16 protein-coding genes are annotated in these 17,606 nt (G+C 70.5%); 9 read left to right on the top strand and 7 right to left on the bottom strand.

Features of this window, described 5'->3' with window-relative positions; all coding sequences use genetic code 11:
• Positions 1–77 precede the first annotated feature (77 nt).
• The 5 genes from HDC37_RS02795 (at position 78) to HDC37_RS02775 (ending at position 5,202) form a co-directional block, all read left to right on the top strand.
• On the top strand, positions 78–1,085 hold the full coding sequence (locus tag HDC37_RS02795; protein ID WP_179558844.1) for a LacI family DNA-binding transcriptional regulator: 1,008 nt from the start codon (positions 78–80) through the stop codon (positions 1,083–1,085).
• A 42-nt stretch (positions 1,086–1,127) separates the two neighbouring features.
• Complete coding sequence (locus tag HDC37_RS02790; protein ID WP_179558843.1) at positions 1,128–2,951, top strand: glycoside hydrolase family 2 protein; 1,824 nt, start codon at positions 1,128–1,130, stop codon at positions 2,949–2,951.
• 63 nt (positions 2,952–3,014) lie between these two features.
• Complete coding sequence (locus tag HDC37_RS02785; RefSeq protein WP_179558842.1) at positions 3,015–3,422, top strand: YrdB family protein; 408 nt, start codon at positions 3,015–3,017, stop codon at positions 3,420–3,422.
• The gene (locus HDC37_RS02780) at positions 3,419–4,792 is read left to right on the top strand and encodes an FAD-binding oxidoreductase (protein ID WP_179558841.1); all 1,374 of its coding nucleotides are present in this window, start codon (positions 3,419–3,421) and stop codon (positions 4,790–4,792) included. The genes HDC37_RS02785 and HDC37_RS02780 overlap by 4 nt, the downstream gene beginning before the upstream one ends.
• Positions 4,789–5,202, top strand: a complete 414-nt coding sequence (locus HDC37_RS02775) for an NUDIX domain-containing protein (RefSeq protein WP_179558840.1) — start codon at positions 4,789–4,791, stop codon at positions 5,200–5,202. The genes HDC37_RS02780 and HDC37_RS02775 overlap by 4 nt, the downstream gene beginning before the upstream one ends.
• Here HDC37_RS02775 and nagB read toward each other — a convergent pair.
• The 6 genes from nagB to HDC37_RS02745 form a co-directional block, all read right to left on the bottom strand.
• On the bottom strand, positions 5,190–5,969 hold the full coding sequence (gene nagB / locus HDC37_RS02770) for a glucosamine-6-phosphate deaminase (RefSeq protein WP_179558839.1): 780 nt from the start codon (positions 5,967–5,969) through the stop codon (positions 5,190–5,192). The genes HDC37_RS02775 and nagB overlap by 13 nt on opposite strands.
• Positions 5,962–6,933, bottom strand: a complete 972-nt coding sequence (locus HDC37_RS02765) for an ROK family protein (RefSeq protein ID WP_179558838.1) — start codon at positions 6,931–6,933, stop codon at positions 5,962–5,964. The genes nagB and HDC37_RS02765 overlap by 8 nt, the downstream gene beginning before the upstream one ends.
• Positions 6,933–7,814 carry a carbohydrate ABC transporter permease gene (locus HDC37_RS02760; protein ID WP_308472060.1) on the bottom strand — a complete coding sequence of 294 codons (882 nt, stop codon included), beginning with the start codon at positions 7,812–7,814 and terminating at the stop codon, positions 6,933–6,935. Before HDC37_RS02760 ends, HDC37_RS02765 begins: the two co-directional genes overlap by 1 nt.
• On the bottom strand, positions 7,811–8,806 hold the full coding sequence (locus tag HDC37_RS02755) for a carbohydrate ABC transporter permease (RefSeq protein ID WP_179558837.1): 996 nt from the start codon (positions 8,804–8,806) through the stop codon (positions 7,811–7,813). The genes HDC37_RS02760 and HDC37_RS02755 overlap by 4 nt, the downstream gene beginning before the upstream one ends.
• A 77-nt stretch (positions 8,807–8,883) precedes the next feature.
• The gene (locus HDC37_RS02750; protein ID WP_179558836.1) at positions 8,884–10,122 is read right to left on the bottom strand and encodes an extracellular solute-binding protein; all 1,239 of its coding nucleotides are present in this window, start codon (positions 10,120–10,122) and stop codon (positions 8,884–8,886) included.
• Between the two features lie 71 nt (positions 10,123–10,193).
• Positions 10,194–11,375, bottom strand: coding sequence for an ROK family transcriptional regulator (locus HDC37_RS02745; protein WP_179558835.1), 1,182 nt, complete (start codon positions 11,373–11,375; stop codon positions 10,194–10,196).
• Positions 11,376–11,496: 121 nt separating this feature from the next.
• On the opposite strand from HDC37_RS02745, the gene HDC37_RS02740 reads away from it, so the two are divergent.
• The 3 genes from HDC37_RS02740 to HDC37_RS02730 all read left to right on the top strand — a co-directional run bounded on the left by HDC37_RS02740 (position 11,497) and on the right by HDC37_RS02730 (position 14,612).
• The gene (locus tag HDC37_RS02740) at positions 11,497–11,994 is read left to right on the top strand and encodes a hypothetical protein (RefSeq protein ID WP_179558834.1); all 498 of its coding nucleotides are present in this window, start codon (positions 11,497–11,499) and stop codon (positions 11,992–11,994) included.
• A 97-nt stretch (positions 11,995–12,091) separates the two neighbouring features.
• Positions 12,092–13,603 carry a L,D-transpeptidase gene (locus HDC37_RS17380; protein WP_308472059.1) on the top strand — a complete coding sequence of 504 codons (1,512 nt, stop codon included), beginning with the start codon at positions 12,092–12,094 and terminating at the stop codon, positions 13,601–13,603.
• A 40-nt stretch (positions 13,604–13,643) separates the two neighbouring features.
• Positions 13,644–14,612 carry an acetylxylan esterase gene (locus tag HDC37_RS02730; RefSeq protein ID WP_179558833.1) on the top strand — a complete coding sequence of 323 codons (969 nt, stop codon included), beginning with the start codon at positions 13,644–13,646 and terminating at the stop codon, positions 14,610–14,612.
• 36 nt (positions 14,613–14,648) lie between these two features.
• On the opposite strand, the gene HDC37_RS02725 is transcribed toward HDC37_RS02730, so the two are convergent.
• On the bottom strand, positions 14,649–16,868 hold the full coding sequence (locus tag HDC37_RS02725; protein WP_179558832.1) for an NADP-dependent isocitrate dehydrogenase: 2,220 nt from the start codon (positions 16,866–16,868) through the stop codon (positions 14,649–14,651).
• Positions 16,869–17,045: 177 nt separating this feature from the next.
• Here HDC37_RS02725 and HDC37_RS02720 point away from each other — a divergent pair, with 177 nt between their 5' ends.
• Positions 17,046–17,498 (top strand): GNAT family N-acetyltransferase, encoded by a 453-nt coding sequence (locus tag HDC37_RS02720; protein WP_179558831.1) that lies wholly within the window; start codon positions 17,046–17,048, stop codon positions 17,496–17,498.
• Positions 17,499–17,606 lie beyond the last annotated feature (108 nt).

Genomic DNA, 17,606 nt, shown 5'->3' with positions numbered 1-17,606 from the left:
TACTGTACAGCGCTGTAAACCATTCCGCTAGAGCGACGACGAAGGTCGGACCCTAGGATGGCGACGAAGGAGGCCCCATGCGGCGAGTTCGTCTGATCGATGTGGCCGAGCGCGCCGGCGTGTCCATGAAGACCGTCTCCAACGTCATCCACGACTACCCGCACGTCGCGCCGGCACTGCGCGCCCGCGTGCAGGCAGCCATCGACGAGCTCGGGTATCGGCCGAATCTGACCGCGCGGCGTCTCGCGACCGGGCGCACCGGGATGATCGCCCTCGCCATACCCGAGATCGACCATCCTTACTTCTCGGAGCTCTCGCGCCGGATCGCCGAGGAGGCCACGGGGCTCGGCTATCGGGTCATCTTCGAGCAGACCCTCAGCGACGCATCGGCAGAGCGCGCCGTTCTGCACGATCGCGAGGCGGGTCTGGTCGACGGGGTGATCTTCCATCCCGTCCAGATGGGGACGTTGGAGATCGCGCGGCTGGCGCCGGACGTGCCGCTCGTTCTGCTGGGAGAGGCCGCGATGCCTGTCACGACCGACCACGTCATGATCGACAACGTCGCCGCCGCCGCCGACGGGGTGGACCTGCTCCTCAGCGCCGGTCGGAAGCGGATCGCGTTCCTGGGTACGGTCCGGGACGACATCACCGGGTCCACCGGCCAGAGACTGCTCGGCTACCAGGATCGGCTCATCGCCGCGGGGCTCACTCCCCGCCCGGATCTCATCCTCCCGGTCGACGGGTTCTCCATCGAGGACAGCCGGGATGCGCTCCTTCGCGCCATCGACCGCGGTGTGGACTTCGACGCCGTGCTCTGCCGAGACGACAAGTTCGCGATCGGCGCTCTCAAGGCCCTCGCGACGGCCGGGCGCGCCGTTCCTGCTGACGTCGCCGTCGTCGGGTGGGACGACACCCACCTGGCGAGCTACAGCTCCCCCGCCCTGACCTCGATCGCGCCGGACAAGCGCGCCCTGGCGCAGACGGCGCTCGCGCTGCTGTCCGAACGGATCGAGGGGCACAAGGGCGTCGGTCGCCATCGCATCGTTCCCCACTCCCTCTCCGTACGCGAGTCGACGCCGGCCTGAGGCGCGCTTTACAGCGCTGAAAACCTACGTCATGATGTCGTCATGGCCGAAGACGTCTTCTCCCGACCGAGCCGCCAGGACGGCACCTACCCGCGACCGCAGCTGACCCGCCCGGCGTGGCACAGTCTCGACGGTGCGTGGGGATTCGAGTACGACGACGCCGACACCGGTCTGACCGAGTGCTGGAGCGCGCCCGGCCGGTCGACGTCCCAGACCATCACCGTTCCCTACCCGCCCGAATCCGCTCTGTCGGGAATCGGCGACACCGGCCACCATCCGGTGGTGTGGTACCGCCGCGACATCACCGAGGAGGACCTCGCCGCCGCCGCATGGAAAGAGGGTGAGCGCCTGCTCATCCACTTCGGCGCCGTCGACTACCGCGCCTCGGTCTGGGCCGACGGACACCTGCTCGGAACGCATGAGGGCGGTCACACGCCCTTCACCCTCGACGCCACCGCAGCAGCAAAGCACGGCCCCTTCGAGATCGTGGTGCGCGCCGAAGACGATCCCGGCGACCTCGAGCAACCGCGCGGCAAGCAGGATTGGCTCGCCGACCCGCACGTCATCTGGTACCACCGCACGACCGGCATCTGGCAGACCGTCTGGCTCGAGACCGTTCCCACCCTCCACGTGACACATCTGGCCTGGGAGACCAACCTGGCGGCCGGCACCGTGAGCGCCGACATCGAAGTGAATCGCCGACCTCCCGTCGGCGTCGAGATCGACATCGTCCTGTCCTTCGAGAGCGCGGCGCTCGCGCGCATCAGCACGTCGGTGAGCGAACCCCGCTCCCGCGTCGTCATCCCGCTGCCGTCGCTGACGAACGGGCAGGGATACGAAACCCTGTTGTGGACGCCCGAGCATCCGCGCCTGGTCGACGCGCACCTCACGGTCCGCACGCCAGCCGGTGCGGGCGACACGGTGGCCTCCTATTTCGGGATGCGCAGCGTCGCGGTCGATGGCGCGCGCTTCCTCCTGAACGATCGACCGACCCCCATCGTGGCCGTGCTCGAACAGGGATACTGGCCGCAGTCCCACCTGGCTGCCCCCCACGCCGCGGCCCTCCGCGAGGAGGTCCAGCTCATCAAAGACCTCGGCTTCACCACCGCTCGCGTGCATCAGAAGATCGAGGACCCGCGGTTCCTGTACTGGGCGGATCGACTCGGGCTGATGGTCTGGGAGGAGCTGCCGAGCGCCTATCGCTTCTCGACGACGTCGGTGTCGCGACTGAGCAGGGAATGGACCGAGGCGATCGCCAGGGACCGCTCTCACCCTTCCGTCGTCGCCTGGGTCCCGGTGAACGAGAGCTGGGGTGTGCAGCAGGTGGCACACGATCCCCGCCAGCGCGACTTCGTCCGCGCTCTGTTCCACCTGACCAGAGCGCTCGACAGCACACGCCCGGTCATCTCCAACGACGGCTGGGAGCACACCGACTCCTCGCTCCTGACCGTTCACGACTACGAGAACGACCCCGAGATCCTGTCCGCCTCCTACCGCGATGCGGACGCCGTCACCGCGACGATCACCGGCATCGGGCCGGCCGGACGTCGGATGACCCTCCTCGCCGAGGGCGAAGCGCCGCTCCTTTCCTCGGCGCCTGTCGTCGTCAGCGAGTTCGGCGGCGTCACCTATGCGCCGGACGCGGAGATCGACACCTGGGGATACGCCGTCGCCGAATCGTCGGACGACTTCGAACGCCGCCTGCGCGGCGTCTTCGGAGCGTTGCAGGCCAGCAAGGTGCTCGGGGGGTACTGCTACACGCAGCTGACGGACACGCTCCAAGAGGCCAACGGGCTCGTCGACGAGAACCGCGTGCCCAAGCTGCCGACCGAGATGATCCGTGCGATCGTCCGGGGTGAGTCCTGACCGCGCCGTCCGCGCTCCTCGGCCCGCGCGCTGCGCCGGCGGGCGGCGGGTAAACTTGCCCGCGTGTCCGAGACACCGAACGTCGTACCGCAGCAGCCGCAGGCTCCGGAAGAGGGGCGTCCCGCCGGCACCCGGGCGCCGCTGTCGGGAATCGACATCCTCGCCTTCGTGTGCGAGCTGTTCGCCTTCGTCTCGCTGGCCTTCTGGGGCTTCGTCGCCTGGCCCCTCCCCTGGAACATCGTGGCCGGCATCGGCGCCCCGGTGATCGCGATCCTCATCTGGGCGCTGTTCGTCTCCCCCCGCGCGGTCTTCGCGGTGCATCCGTTCGTCCGGGCGTTCGTCGAGCTGCTCGTCTACGCCGCGGCCGTCCTCGCCTGGTGGGACCTCGGCGCGGTCTGGGTCGGCATCGGCTTCGGCATCATCGCCGTCACCGCCGGGGTGTTCGCCGGCCGGCGGCAGCTGTCGTCGTGACCGCGGACGCCGGCGCAGCGCTCGACGCGCTCCGCGCCGCGCTCGGCGATCGCGTCGACGTCTCCGACGCCGCTCGCGAGGCTGCACGCGCCGACAAGTCCGGCCACGCCGCCGCCGGACCGCCCCTGGCCGTCGTCCACGCGCGCGATGTCGCCGATGTGCAGACCACCCTCCGCATCGCAAGCCAGACCGCAACCCCCGTCGTCACCCAGGGGGCGCGCACCGGCCTCGCCGGCGGCGCGAACGCCGGGCCAGGTGAGATCGCTCTCTCGGTCCGCGGGATGGACCGCCTCCTGGAGGTGCGCGCCGACGACCTGACGGCGGTCGTCGAGCCCGGCATCCTCAACGCCGATCTGAACGCCGCCCTCGCCCCGTACGGCCTGTGGTGGGCTCCCGACCCGGCGAGCCGGGCCATCTCGACCGTCGGCGGCAACATCGCCACCGGTGCCGGCGGCCTCCTCTGCGCGAAGTACGGCGTCGTCCGTGACGCGGTGCTCGGCCTCGAGGTCGTCCTCGCCGACGGCCGCCTGCTCTCCCTCGGGCACCGTACCGTCAAGGGGGTCACGGGCCTCGACCTCACCTCGCTCTTCATCGGCTCGGAGGGCACCCTCGGCGTGATCGTGGGGGCCACGCTGAAGCTCCGCCGCCTCGCCGTCGGGGAGATCTGCACGATCGCGGCGACCTTCCCCACCGTGCGCGCGGCCGCCGGCGGTTCCGCGGCGGTGACGGCGGCGGGCATCCAGCCCGCGATCATGGAGCTGATGGATGCCGCGTCCCTGGCGGCCGTCCACGCCCTCCTCGACCTTCCCCATCCGACGCCCGGCGCCGCGCAGCTGACCATCCAGACCGACGGGGCAGCCGCGCGCGCCGAGGCCGAGCAGATCGCCGCGGTCCTCACCGCCGCAGGCGGAACCGTCGCGCTCTCACACGATCCCGAGGAGGGCGAGAGGCTGCTGACGATCCGCCGGTCGATGCATCCGGCGATGGAGAGCCTCGGCACCACCCTGATCGAGGATGTCTCGGTGCCCCGCAGCGCCCTTCCGGCGATGTTCGACGAGATCGCGCGCATCGAGCGCGAGTACGGCATGACCATCCCCACCGTCGCCCACGCGGGCGACGGGAACCTCCACCCGAACTTCATCTACCCCGGTCCGGGTGAGGTGCCCGCCGAGGTGTGGGCGGCCGCCGACGAGCTGTTCCGCGCCGCCCTCCGGCTCGGGGGCACGCTCACCGGCGAACACGGTGTCGGGGTCCTCAAGCGCCGCTGGCTCGCCGATGAGCTCGGCGACGACCAGTGGCGGCTCCAGCGCGAGATCACCCGCGTCTTCGACCCGCAGGGCATCCTCAACCCCGGCAAAGTGTTCGCGTGAATCCGCGCGAGATCCGGGTGAGCGCGGGGGTGGTGACGGATGCCGCGGGCCGCGCGCTCCTGGTGCGCAAGTCGGGCACACGGCTGTTCATGAACCCCGGGGGCAAGCCCGAACCGGGTGAGAATCCCGCAGAGACTCTCGTCCGCGAGCTCCACGAGGAACTCGGCCTGTCGGTCACGGCCGCGTCGCTGCATCCGCTCGGGGTCTTCCGCACCGCCGCGGCCAACGAACCGGGCCACGACGTGATCGCCGACGCGTTCCGACTCGAGATCGATCCGGCCGACGCGGCCCCCCGGGCCGAGATCGCCGAGGCGCGGTGGATCACGGCGGAGGATGCCGCACAGACTCCCCTCGCTCCGCTCTGCGTCGTGCTGCTGCCGCTGGTGTGGGGGGCGGTCTACAGGCCCTGACCGTCGGGTTTGTTCTCCCAGGCGTACCGGTAGTAGTCCGCCATTCGCAGCTGCGACGCCGCCTCCTCGTCGACGACGACCGTGGCATGCGGATGCAGCTGGATCGCCGACGCCGGAAGCGATGCGGTGAGCGGGCCCTCCACGGCCCCGGCGACGGCGGCGGCCTTGCCCTCGCCGAACGCGAGGAGCACGAGGTGGCGGGCGCGGAGGATCGTCCCGAGGCCCTGGGTGATGCAGTGCCGGGGCACGTCGTCGAGGCTTGGGAAGAATCGGGCGTTGTCTTGTCGGGTCTGGGCGGTGAGGGTCTTCACGCGCGTGCGCGACGCGAAGGACGAGCCCGGTTCGTTGAAGCCGAGGTGGCCGTCGGTGCCGATCCCGAGGATCTGGAGGTCGACCCCGCCGGCGGCATCGATCGCCCGCTCGTACTGCTCTCCCGAGACGGCGATCCGCGCCGGGTCGCCGTCGGGCACGTGGACCAGAGCCGGGTCGAGACCGAGCGGATCGACGACCTCGCGATGGATGACCGAGGCGTAGCTCTCGGGATGGTCGGGTGCGATCCCCACGTACTCGTCGAGGGCGAATCCGCGGACGCCGGAGAGGTCGATCCCCGCCGACTGCTCCCGGAGGGCCCGGTAGACCGGGAGCGGGGTCGACCCGGTGGCCAGCCCCAGCACCGCTCGCGGATTTTCACCGATGAGACGGACGATCTCCCCGGCGACGAGGGCGCCGGCGGCGTCGGCGCTGTCGACGATGACGATCTCAGCCAACGGTCAGCACCTCCTCGCCCCGTTCGGCGCCGAGGAGGGCCGCACCGAGCGCCGCGGCCGGGGATCCGGCCGGGAGGAGCTCGATCCGCTCGTCCAGATGCAGCGACCGCAGGAAGGGCGAGGTCTCGCCGCTTCGCCGCAGTGCCGCGCGCACCGGCGCGACGAGCCGGTCGCCGAGGGCGGTGAGACCGCCGCCGAGCACGACGACGTCCACGTCGGCGGTGAGGACGAGCACGCGCACGGCCGCCGCCACTCCGCGCACCACGTCTTCACGGAGCTCGCGCGCTCGCGCGCGGACAGGGCCGTCGAGGTCTGTCCCATCGGCGCAGTCGAAGACGTCGGCGACGGGGAGCACTGCGGGTCTCCCCCACCGCTCGGCGACGGCGCGGCCGCCGGCGAGCGCCTCGATGCATCCGCGCTGACCGCAGCGGCACCGGGGGCCGGCCGGGTCGACGCTCAGGTGCCCGATCTCGCCGGCCGCGCCGCGGGACCCCCGCCACAGCGCGCCGCCCGTGACGAGCCCGGCAGCGACCCCGGTGCCGAGGTTCAGGTAGGCCAGGCCCGGCGTGACGGTGGCCGTGGCGGTGGCGGTGGTGGCTGGCACCACGGCGCTACGGAGCACGGCGGCGCCGAGGGCGGCGGCCTTGACGTCGTTCTCGACGTCGACAGGGACACCGAGGGCGGTGCCGACCACCGCGGCGACGTCGAGGGAGCGCACGCCGAGGTTGACCGCGTGGGAGATGATCCCCGATCCGGGGACGATCTGCCCCGGCATCCCGATCCCGACCGATGTCGCGCGCCCACCGGTCCGTGCACTCACCTCGTCGACCGCCGCGTGGATCGAGGCGATGACACCATCGGGGCCGAGCGCGGTGGGGCGGCGCACCCGAGCGATGACCGTGCCCGCGCCATCCAGGGCGACCGCCTCGGTCTTGGTGCCGCCGACGTCGAGTCCGACCCGCATCAGCCCTTCACCGCCCCGGACACCAGACCCGAGGTCATCCGGCTCTGGACGATGAGGAAGAACACCACGACCGGGATGGACACGAGCGTCGATCCTGCCATGAGCTCGGCCCAGTTGATGCCGCCGTTGGGGTCGAGGAAGGTGCGCAGCCACACGGGCAGGGTCATCGCCTCGGGGCGGGGGTTCAGCACGAGCGCGAAGACGAACTCGTTCCAGGCCTGGATGAACCCGAAGACGCCGGTGGCGACGAGGCCGGGGGCAAGCAGCGGGAAGGTCACCCGCCAGAAGGCCTGCGACCGGCTCAGACCGTCGATCATCGCCGCCTCCTCCAGTTCGATCGGCACACCGTTGACGAAACCGCGGAGGGTCCAGATGGTAAAGGGCAGGACGGTGGCGAGGTAGACGGCGGTGAGCCCGATGACGGTGTTCAGCAGCTGCCATCCGTCGATGAGGCGGAACACCGAGATGATGAGCGCCTCGGCGGGGATCATCTGGATGATGAGGATCGTCACGATGAACGCCGCGCGGCTGCGGAACCGGAAGCGGGTCACCGCGAGCGCCGCGAGGAAGGCGAAGACGAGCGAGACCGCGACCGTGAGCAGGGTCACGGCGAGGGAGTTGCCGAGCGCCGGGAGGAACGGCGCGCGGTCGTGGTCGAAGATCACGCCGAGATAGTTCTCCAGAGTGGCGTTCTCGGGCCACAGGCGCAGGGTGCTCCCGCGCACCTGGCCATTGGGCTGCAGCGAGGTGTTGACCATCCAGTACACCGGGAACACCGAGCACGCGAAGACGATCAGGCCCGCGATGGCGGCGAGGACGGATGCGACGCGACGGCGGGTGCGCGGGGAGGTCACGGTCCGCGAGGGAGCGAGCGTGGTCACAGCGACTCCTCCCGGAGATTGCGGCGGACGTAGAAGATCGACAGCGCCACGAGCAGCAGCACCACGATGACCGAGATGGCCCCGCCCACACCGAAGTCGCCGGCACCGAGCGAGACCCGGTAGATGTACACCCCGAGGGTGTTGGTCTGCTCCGCCAGCCCGCCGATCGACTGCAGCGCGTAGATCTGCGTGAACACCCGCAGATCCCAGATCACCTGCAGGATCGTGACGACCACGAGGATCGGGCGGATGAAGGGCACGATGACGAGGAAGAAGCGCTTCGTCGCACCCGCCCCGTCGAGCTGGGCCGCCTCCAGCACCTCGTCGGGGACCTGGGTGAGGCCGGCGTAGACGGTGAAGGCGACGAACGGGATCGCACCCCAGACGATGATGATCGTCGCGACGAAGAAGAAGCTCAGCGGCTCGATGAGCCAGGAGTGCCCCGCGAACTGCTCGAGGCCGAACACCTGGGAGAGCACCTGATTCAGCACGCCGTACTGGGTGTCGAAGATCCACCCCCAGACGATGGTCGCCGACAGCGGCGGCATGGCCCACGCCAGCAGCAGTCCGATCGAGACGAGGGTGCGGATGACGGCGCCCAGGCGCCGCATGAGGAGGGCGATGAGGATGCCGAGCACCATCGTCACGACCACGCACACCGCTGCGAACAGCAGCGAGCGGGTGAGCACCTGCCAGAACTGCGGATCGGTGAGGATGCCGATGTAGTTCCCCAGGCCGATGAATTCCGGCGGGGCGCCGAAGACCTGCGCCCGGCCGAACTCCTGGAACGACATGACGACCAGCTGAACGAGCGGCCACCCGGTGATGGCGGCGAGGACGATCAGCGCCGGCGTGAGGAGCGCGTAGGGGGTGAAGGTGCCGGGGCGCAGCGCCCGGCGCCTTCCGGAGCTCGGCGGCGGTGCGGGGGCGACGAGGCGTTCACCGTCGACCGCGCTCACGGCGGGGCTGACGTCGCTGTGCAGCGTCGACATGGCGGGTCTCCCAAGTGTGGTCGTGGGCCGGGCCGGCGGTGCGAGGACCGCCGGCCCGGAGAGGCGGCGCAGCCGGATCAGCCGTTGAGGATCTCTTCGATCTGGGTGTCGACCTCGGCTGCCAGGGCCGCGACGTCGCCGCCCTGGGCGATCTTCACGAAGAAGTCCTCCAGCACGCGAGATGCTTCGACCTCGGCCCAGTTGGGCGACGCGGGCGTCAGCTTGGCGTTGCTCGCGGCCTCGGCGAAGGCGGCGGCCTCGGGGGTGTCGCCGAGCGTGGAGGCCAGCGACTTCTTGGCGGGGATCAGACCGTTCTCGCCGTAGATCGTCTGGAACTCGTCGCTGAGGATGATCGCCAGCGCCTCCTTGGCGAGGTCGGGGTTCGCCGACCTTGCCGAGATGCCGATGTTCGAGCCGCCGGCGAACACCTGTGCGGGTCCGCCGTCCATGCCGGGAAGGGCGTAGACGAGCGGCGCGGCCGGCGGGTTCTCGGTCTCGCAGGCGCTTGCCAGACCCAGGGCCCAGTTCGGCGCGGAGAACTGGATCGCCGAGCCCTCGCAGTACGGGGTCCAGGGCTCGGCGTTGTCGCCGTCCTTGGGCGCAACGGACGCGGTCGTCATCAGCTCCTGCACCTGCAGCAGGCCCGCGACCGACTCGTCGGAGCTCAGCTGCGCATCCCACTCGCCGTCGGACTCGACGGCGATCTCGCCGCCGTTCTCCCAAATGAAGGGGAGGGCGTTGTACCAGTCCTGCCCGGCGAAGTAGATGCCCGACTTCCCGGGGTTCGCCTCGGCGAGGGCGGTGGCCGAGGTGATGTAGTCGTCGAGGGTCGCGGGTGCCTCGATGACGAGCGCCGGATCGGCGAACACCACGCGGGCGCCGGAGTACAGCGGCGGCGCGTAGAACGCCCCGTCATACGATCCGGCCTCCACGAAGCCGGGGAGCAGATCGTCGCCGCCGAGTGCCTCGTACTCGTCGCTGAGGTCGAGGAGGGCGCCGACCGAGGTGAATGCGGGAGCCTGGGTGTTTCCGAACTCGACGATGTCGGGGCTGTCGGAGCTGGACAGGCTCGTGGTGAGCTTGTCGACCAGCCCCTCCCAGCTCTGCTCCTCGATCACCAGGGTGGAGCCGGGATTGTCCTCCTCGAACGTCTCGACGAGGTAGTCGCGGGCCTCCTGCGGCGTGTCGGCACCGACCAGCCACACGCGGATCTCCGCGCCATCGGCCGAGCCTGCCGAGCCCGTGCCGCCGGCGCAGCCGGCCAGCACCACGGCGCCGACCCCGAGCAGGGCGGCGCTCACGAGCGTCTTCTTCATAGCGTTCCTTCTTCTGGATGGGGTCGGAAAACCCGACCGGGTGTGCGGGGACAGGAAGAGTGAGGAGGTCATCAGGACACCCCGAGTTGGCCGGAGAGCACCATGACGGCGGCGCCGCGCAGCACGATGTCCTGACCGTGCGCGGTCATGCGGATGCGCACCCCCTCGTGGAAGGGAGCGAGGGTGCGGGCGCGCAGCGTCTCGAGGGTGGCGGCAGCGAGGGTGCCGTCGAGGAGTTCCGGGGGGCCGGAGAGGACGATCTCGGACAGATCCAGGGTGGCCACGATCGGTGCGAGCGCGATGCCGAGCCGCTCCCCCGCGTCGTGGAGGACACCCCGGCGGGCGTCCTCATCGGATGCCGCGGCGAGGCGTTCCAGAAGGGACGGCACCGACAGCCACGCCTCGAGGCATCCGATCTTCCCGCACGCGCACTGCGGTCCGCCGTCCGTACCGACGGTGACGTGGCCGATCTCCCCGGCGGCGAAGCGCGATCCGCGGAGGGGCGTCCCGCCGGTGAGAAGCCCGGCCCCGACACCGCGGCCGACCTTGATGAGCATCACGTCGTCGGCAGCTCCACCCAGGGTGTACTCGGCGAGGACGGCCGCATTGGCGTCGTTGGCCACCAGCACCGGCAGCTGCAGGGCCTCGGTGAGGGCGCGTTCCAGGTCGAACCCCACCCATCCGAAATTGGGCGCGGCCAGGATCACCCCGTGCTCGTCGACGACACCGGGAGTGCCGACCCCGACACCCAGGACGGGGGCGTGCGCATCGGCGACGAGCGCCCGGGCGAGGGCGACCGCCGTGTCGACGACGTCGGCGGCCGCGGCCGGAGCGGGCACCTCGTGTCGAGCGACGATCTCGCCGTCCAGCGTGAGGACCGCGCCGATGAAGGTCTCGCTCCCGGAGAGGTCGAGGCCGACGATCCGGTGACCCGCGCGATCGAGGTCGACGAGGATCGCGGGCTTCCCGGGTCCGGCAGCCTCGCGAGTGCCGAACTCGGCCAGGAAGCCGTCAGCGATCAGCTCGGCGACGAGGTCGGAGATGGTCACCCGGGTGAGCCGGGTCTCACGAGCGAGGTCGGCGCGACTCATCGCTCCGCCGTGGAAGAGCGTCTGCAGCACCAGGGAGCGGTTGTGCCGGCGCGCTTGCTCGGGCAGCACCTTCGCTGTCTGGCGACGCCCCCGCGGCGGCAGAGTCTGAGCCGGGGCGGGAGCGCCGTCGACGGACGGAGGGGAGGTGTCGACCGGGGTCATGTTTGTTAGTACACCTTACGAACTAAGTCCTCCGCAAGGATTAGTGCGCATTTGCTCGGAGTCTTTACGAATTCGTGATCTGAGGACTGACCTAGGGTGGATGTCGACGAAGGAGGTCGCCATGCGATCCACAGCCGCCATCGGCACCCTGAGCCTGCTCGCCGTGCTGGTTCTCGCCGGGTGCACCGGTGCGCCCGCCACCTCCCCCGCGGAGGACTCGGCGGCCTCGCAGGGCACCGCCGACGGAGGATCCTCGGACACCTCGGGCGACTCCGACACCTCGGGCGACGACGGTCAGTCCACCCAGGACGCGTGCCTGCTCATCTCCGACAGCATCACCGAGGCGACCACCGAGTTCCAGGAGGCCTCCGCCGAAGACCCCGGCGCTGTCGCCGACGCGGCCCGCGCCGCCGCCGACAGCCTGGCCTCCGCGGCATCCCAGATCACGAACGATGAGATCGCCGCGCTCCTGCCGGAGCTCGAGGACATGTTCACCCAGACCGCAGAGGTGATGGACTCCGTCGCCAGCGGTGACCTCTCGCAGGTCGGGGACGCCGCCGAGATCGGCGAGTCGTTCCAGGTGACCGTGACGAAATTCCAAGAGCTCTGCGCGCCCTGAGCGTGCCCGCTCCCGGGTCGTGATAAGACCGTTGCCCTCACCCGCGGTGGCGTCCCTTAGCATGTAACGACGACATCGACGCAGTCGGGGGGACCGCGTGACTGACCTTGTGACCCGGCCGGACGCCGACGGGGCCGCTGAGCCGCAGCCGCCGACCACCGACGACGCTCCAGCTGCCGATGGCGTCGCGCCGACGTCCGACGTCCCGGGCGGGGACGCGCCGACCTACGCGTGGGCTCCCGCCGAACCCGCTCCGAAGAAGCGTCGCTGGGGCCTGTGGATCGGCGTGACCGCGGCGGCCGCCGCAATCGGCATGGCCGTGACATCCGTCTTCCTCATCGCCCCGGGAACGGCGGTCGCCGGCGTCCCTGTGGGCTTCATGACGCCGGGCGCCGCCGCCGCCGCCATCGAGTCCCGACTCGCCGAGACGACGGTCGTCCTCACCGGGCCGGGGGGTGACGCCGAGCTGACCGGCGCCGACCTCGGCGCCACTGTCGACGCGCAGACCCTCGCCGAGACCGCGTTCGCCGAGCACCCGATGTGGAACCCGACCGGCTGGTTCCCCTCTCCGATCGACGCGGAGGTGCAGATCGACCCGGTGCTGGCCGCCGAGGCGCTGCTCGCCGCCGCCCCCGACCTCTCCGTCGCGGCCGTCGATGCTGTGGTCGCCTTCGACGCAGCCTCCGCGAGCTACCAGGTCACACCCGCCGTCCCGGGCGAGGGCGTCGACGCCGACGCGGTGCGCCAGAGCCTGCAGGAGGCGTTCCTCGCAGGCCAGCAGCGTGTCGAGGTCGCGCCCTCCCTGGCCGCCGTGGAGGCGGAGACCACCACGACGATCGCGGAGGCGACCGCGTCGCGGCTGAATGCCATGCTCGACACCGCGGGCTTCTACATCGGCGAGGAGCGGACCGTGCCGCTCGACCGCGCCGTCGTCGCGTCGTGGATCACCCTCGGCGACGGTGACCGCGGCACCATCTCGGTGGAGGTCGACCAGGCCGGCATCCAGTCGGTCGTCGACACGCTGCCAGGACTGGTCGACAGGGAGGCCGTGAACGCCACGGTCATCACCAACAGAGCAGGCACCGTCCTGCGCGAAGACGTCGCCGGTGTCAACGGCCGGGCGCTGGAGTCGACCGACGGGCTCGCAGCCGACGCCGCGTCGCAGCTGGCCGCCGGCGACGGCGTCATCGAGCTCGGCGTGACCGAGACCCCGTTCACCACGGTCGCACTCGCCCGATCGGTCGAGGTCGATCTCAGCGCGCAGCGGGCCTACCTGTTCGAGAACGGCAACATGGTGGAGTCGTTCACGATCTCCTCGGGAACGGCCGCCACGCCCACGCCGACCGGCAACTTCACCGTCTTCGCCTACACCCGCGTTCAGGACATGGGCGCGCTGTGCTACAACCCGAACGCGGTGAACAGCTACTGCACCGAGGACGTGCCCTACATCACCTGGTTCGCTCCCGACATCGCGTTCCACGGCGCCTCGAACTTCCGCTCCTCGCTCGGCTACCCGCAGAGCCACGGCTGCGTGAACATGTGGGATGACGCCGCACGCTTCATCTACGAGTGGACCGCCACCGGCACCGAGGTCAGCGTCTACTCCTGAGTCTCGGCGATCGACACCGGGAGGGCGCTACGCTGACCCGGTGCCCCGCTTCGATCTGAGCCCCGTCGAGCTGTCGACGTACCACCCGACCGTGGCCGAGCCGGCCGACTTCGACGAGTTCTGGACCGGCACGATCGGTGCAGCCCGCGCCGCAGGCGGTGAGGTCGTCATCACCCCAGTCGCGACGCCGCTGACCCTCATCGACACCTACGACGTGACCTTCCCGGGCTTCGCGGGCGACCCCGTCAAGGCGTGGCTGTGGGTGCCGCGTGGCGCCGACGGCCCCCTTCCGGCCGTCGTGGAGTTCAACGGCTACGGCGGCGGTCGCGGCCTCCCCCACGAGCGCCTGTCCTGGGCGAACGCGGGCTACGCGCACCTCTTCATGGACACCCGCGGGCAGGGAAGCGGCTGGGGATCGGGCGGCGCGACACCCGACCCGCACGGGTCGGGCCCCGCGGCATCCGGATTCATGACCCGCGGCATCGACGACCCCGCGACGTCCTACTACCGGCGCCTGTTCACCGACGGCGTCCGCGCCGTCGACGCGGTGCGCGGACTCCCCCAGGTCGACCCCGCCCGCGTCGCCGTCACCGGCGGCAGCCAGGGCGGAGGGATTGCGATCGCTGTCGGCGGACTCGTGGAGGGACTTCGCGCCGTGATGCCCGACGTCCCGTTCCTCTGCCACTTCGAGCGCGCCGTCGGACTCACCGACGCCGACCCCTACCAGGAGATCGTGCGCTACCTGCGGGTCCATCGCGGGGCCGAGGAACGGGTCTTCCGTACGCTGTCGTACATCGACGGCGTGAACTTCGCGGCGCGGATCTCGGCGCCGGCGCTGTTCTCGGCGGCCCTGCACGACATGATCTGTCCGCCGTCGACGGTTTTCGCCGCCTACAACCGCGTCCCGGTCGCCGACAAGGCCATCGAGGTGTACCCGTTCAACGAGCACGAGGGCGGGCAGTCCTACCAGTGGCTCGTGCAGGCGGCGTTCCTGCGCGAGCGAATGTAGGCTGCCCGCCCTCGTCGCAGCGGGATCTCTGCGGCGTCAGGCGATGCCGTCGATGATCCCGTTCAGCGTCGCCGAAGGCCGCATGATCTGCGCGACCCGCTCGGGGTCGGGACGGTAGTAGCCGCCGATCTCCGCCGGCGAGCCCTGCACGGAGATGAGCTCGTCGACGATGCGCTGCTCGTTCTCGGCGAGGGCGTCGGCGATCGGGGCGAACGCGGCGGCCAGCTCGGGGTCGACGCTCTGGCGCGCCAGCTCCTGCGCCCAGTAGAGCGCCAGGTAGTAGTGGCTGCCCCGGTTGTCGATGGTGCCGAGAGCACGGCCGGGCGACTTGTCGTTCTCGAGGAAGGTGCCGGTCGCGGCATCCAGGGTGTCGGCGAGGACCTGCGCCTTGCCGTTGCCGGTGACCGCGGCCAGGTGCTCGAGCGACGCGGCGAGGGCGAAGAACTCGCCCAGCGAGTCCCAGCGCAGGTAGTTCTCGGCGACGAGCTGCTGCACGTGTTTGGGCGCCGAGCCGCCGGCGCCCGTCTCGAACAGACCCCCGCCGGCCAGGAGCGGCACGATCGACAGCATCTTCGCGCTCGTGCCGACCTCGAGGATCGGGAAGAGGTCGGTGAGATAGTCGCGCAGCACGTTCCCGGTGACCGAGATGGTGTCCTCACCGCGGCGGAGGCGGTCCAGCGAGTACTGCGTCGCCTCCGACGGGGCGAGGATCTCGATCGTCAGACCCTCGGTGTCGTGGTCGGCGAGGTAGGCGTGCACCTTCTCGATGAGGGTGGCGTCGTGGGCCCGGGTCTCATCGAGCCAGAACACCGCGGGGACACCCGTGGCGCGTGCGCGCGAGACGGCGAGCTTCACCCAGTCGCGGATGGCGACATCCTTGGTCTGCATCGCACGCCAGATGTCGCCCGGCTGCACCTCGTGCTCGAGGAGCACGTCACCGGCGGCGGTGACGACCTGCACGGTGCCGGCCGCGGCGATCTCGAAGGTCTTGTCGTGGCTGCCGTACTCCTCGGCCGCCTGGGCCATGAGGCCGACGTTGGGAACGGTGCCGATCGTGGCCGGGTCGAGCGGGCCGTGAGCGATGACGTCATCGATGACCGTCTGGTAGACGCCGGCGTAGGACGAGTCGGGGATGACGGCGAGCGTGTCGTCCTCGCCGCCTTCGGCGCCCCAGAGCTTGCCGCCGTTGCGGATGAGCGCCGGCATCGAGGCGTCGACGATCACGTCGGAGGGGACGTGGAGATTCGTGATGCCCTTGTCGGAGTTGACGAACGACAGGCGCGGGCCGCCCTCGAGATCGGCGCGAATGGCCGCCGCGATCTCGTCGCCGCCGTCGGCCTTCGACAGACCGGCGAGGATCGCGCCGAGCCCGTCGTTCGGGGTGAGACCGGCTGCGGTCAGAGCCGCGCCGTGGCGCGCGAAGACCTCGGGGAGGAAGGCTTTCACCACGTGGCCGAAGATGATCGGGTCGCTGACCTTCATCATCGTCGCCTTGAGGTGCACCGAGTAGAGCACGTCATCGGCCTGCGCGGCCTCGATGGTCTCGGCGAGGAAGGCGTCGAGAGCGTTCGCCGAGAGGAACGTGGCATCCACGATCTCACCCGGGAGCACCTTGACGCCGTCCTTCAGCACGGTCTCGGTGCCGTCGGCCGCCACGTGCCGGATCGTCAGCACGTCGTCGGTGGGGATCAGCACCGACTTCTCGTTCGAGCGGAAGTCGTCGTGGCCCATGGTCGCCACCCGGGTCTTCGACCCGTCGGCGAACGGCTTGTTGCGGTGCGGGTGCTTGCGCGCGTAGTTCTTCACCGACAGCGGGGCGCGGCGGTCGCTGTTGCCCTCGCGCAGCACCGGATTGACCGCGGAGCCCTTGATGCGGTCGTAACGGGCGCGGATGTCCTTCTCCTCGACCGTGCTCGGCTCGTCGGGATAGGCGGGGATGTCGTAGCCCTGGCTCTGCAGCTCGGCGATCGCGGCCTTCAGCTGCGGGATCGAGGCGGAGATGTTGGGGAGCTTGATGATGTTGGCCTCGGGGAGCGTGGCAAGGCCGCCGAGCTCGGCGAGGGCGTCGCCGACCTGCTGCTCGGGCGTCAGGTTCTGCGGGAAGGCGGCGAGGATGCGGCCTCCCAGCGAGATGTCGCGGGTCTCGATGTCCACACCCGCGGTACGCGTCACCGCCTGCACCATGGGCAGGAAAGAGGCCGTCGCAAGCGCCGGCGCCTCGTCGGTGTAGGTGTAGATGATGGTGGATTCCGTCACGTCACTGTCCTTCATGCGGCCGCTGCCGGCCGTCGTTCGACTGTCGTTCACGTCGCATCCCACCCTATCCCAAGCGGCCGAAGTATCTTGACGTCGAGATACTTCCTCGGCTGTTCCGTCGCGTCATCGAGCGACCTCGGCGCGCGGGGGGTGACCTTTCTCGCTAGCCTGTCGGGTATGGCCGAACTTCGCCTCGAGGAACTGTCCGCATCCACGATCGTCGCGGTCAACAACATGTCGCTGAAGCCCGGTCAGGAGGAGTACCTCTCCCCGGTGAGCTACGGCATCGCCGCGACCGTGGTCAACCCGCAGACGTCGTGGCAGCGCGTCGTGCTCGACGGCGACGAGGTGGTCGGGTTCGTCAGCGCCAACTTCGACCCCGACTTCCCGCAGGAGCACTTCCGCTCGGTGCTGTGGCGGATCAACGTCGACGCCGACGATCAGGGCCGCGGTGTCGGCCGGTTCGCGGTGGAGCAGCTGCTCGCCGAGGCTCGGTCGCGCGGCATGTCGTCGGTCAACGTGATCTACGAGGCCGGCGAGGGCGGACCGGAGGCCTTCTTCCGGCGCATGGGCTTCTCCCCCGTCGGCGAGACCGAGTACGGCGAGGTCATCGCCGAGGTGTCCCTCTAGCCACGCCGCGTCGCGGGCTGGCCACGCCGCGCCGCGGGCTGGCCATGCCGCGCCGCGGGCGGGGTCGCGGGGTCGCCGCGGCGCGCGCGCGGTGCCGCGCCGCGCGCC

The organism is Microbacterium sp. AK009 (genome assembly GCF_013410955.1).
In the GTDB taxonomy this organism is placed as follows: domain Bacteria; phylum Actinomycetota; class Actinomycetes; order Actinomycetales; family Microbacteriaceae; genus Microbacterium.
This window is presented reverse-complemented; position numbering and strand designations above follow the sequence as displayed.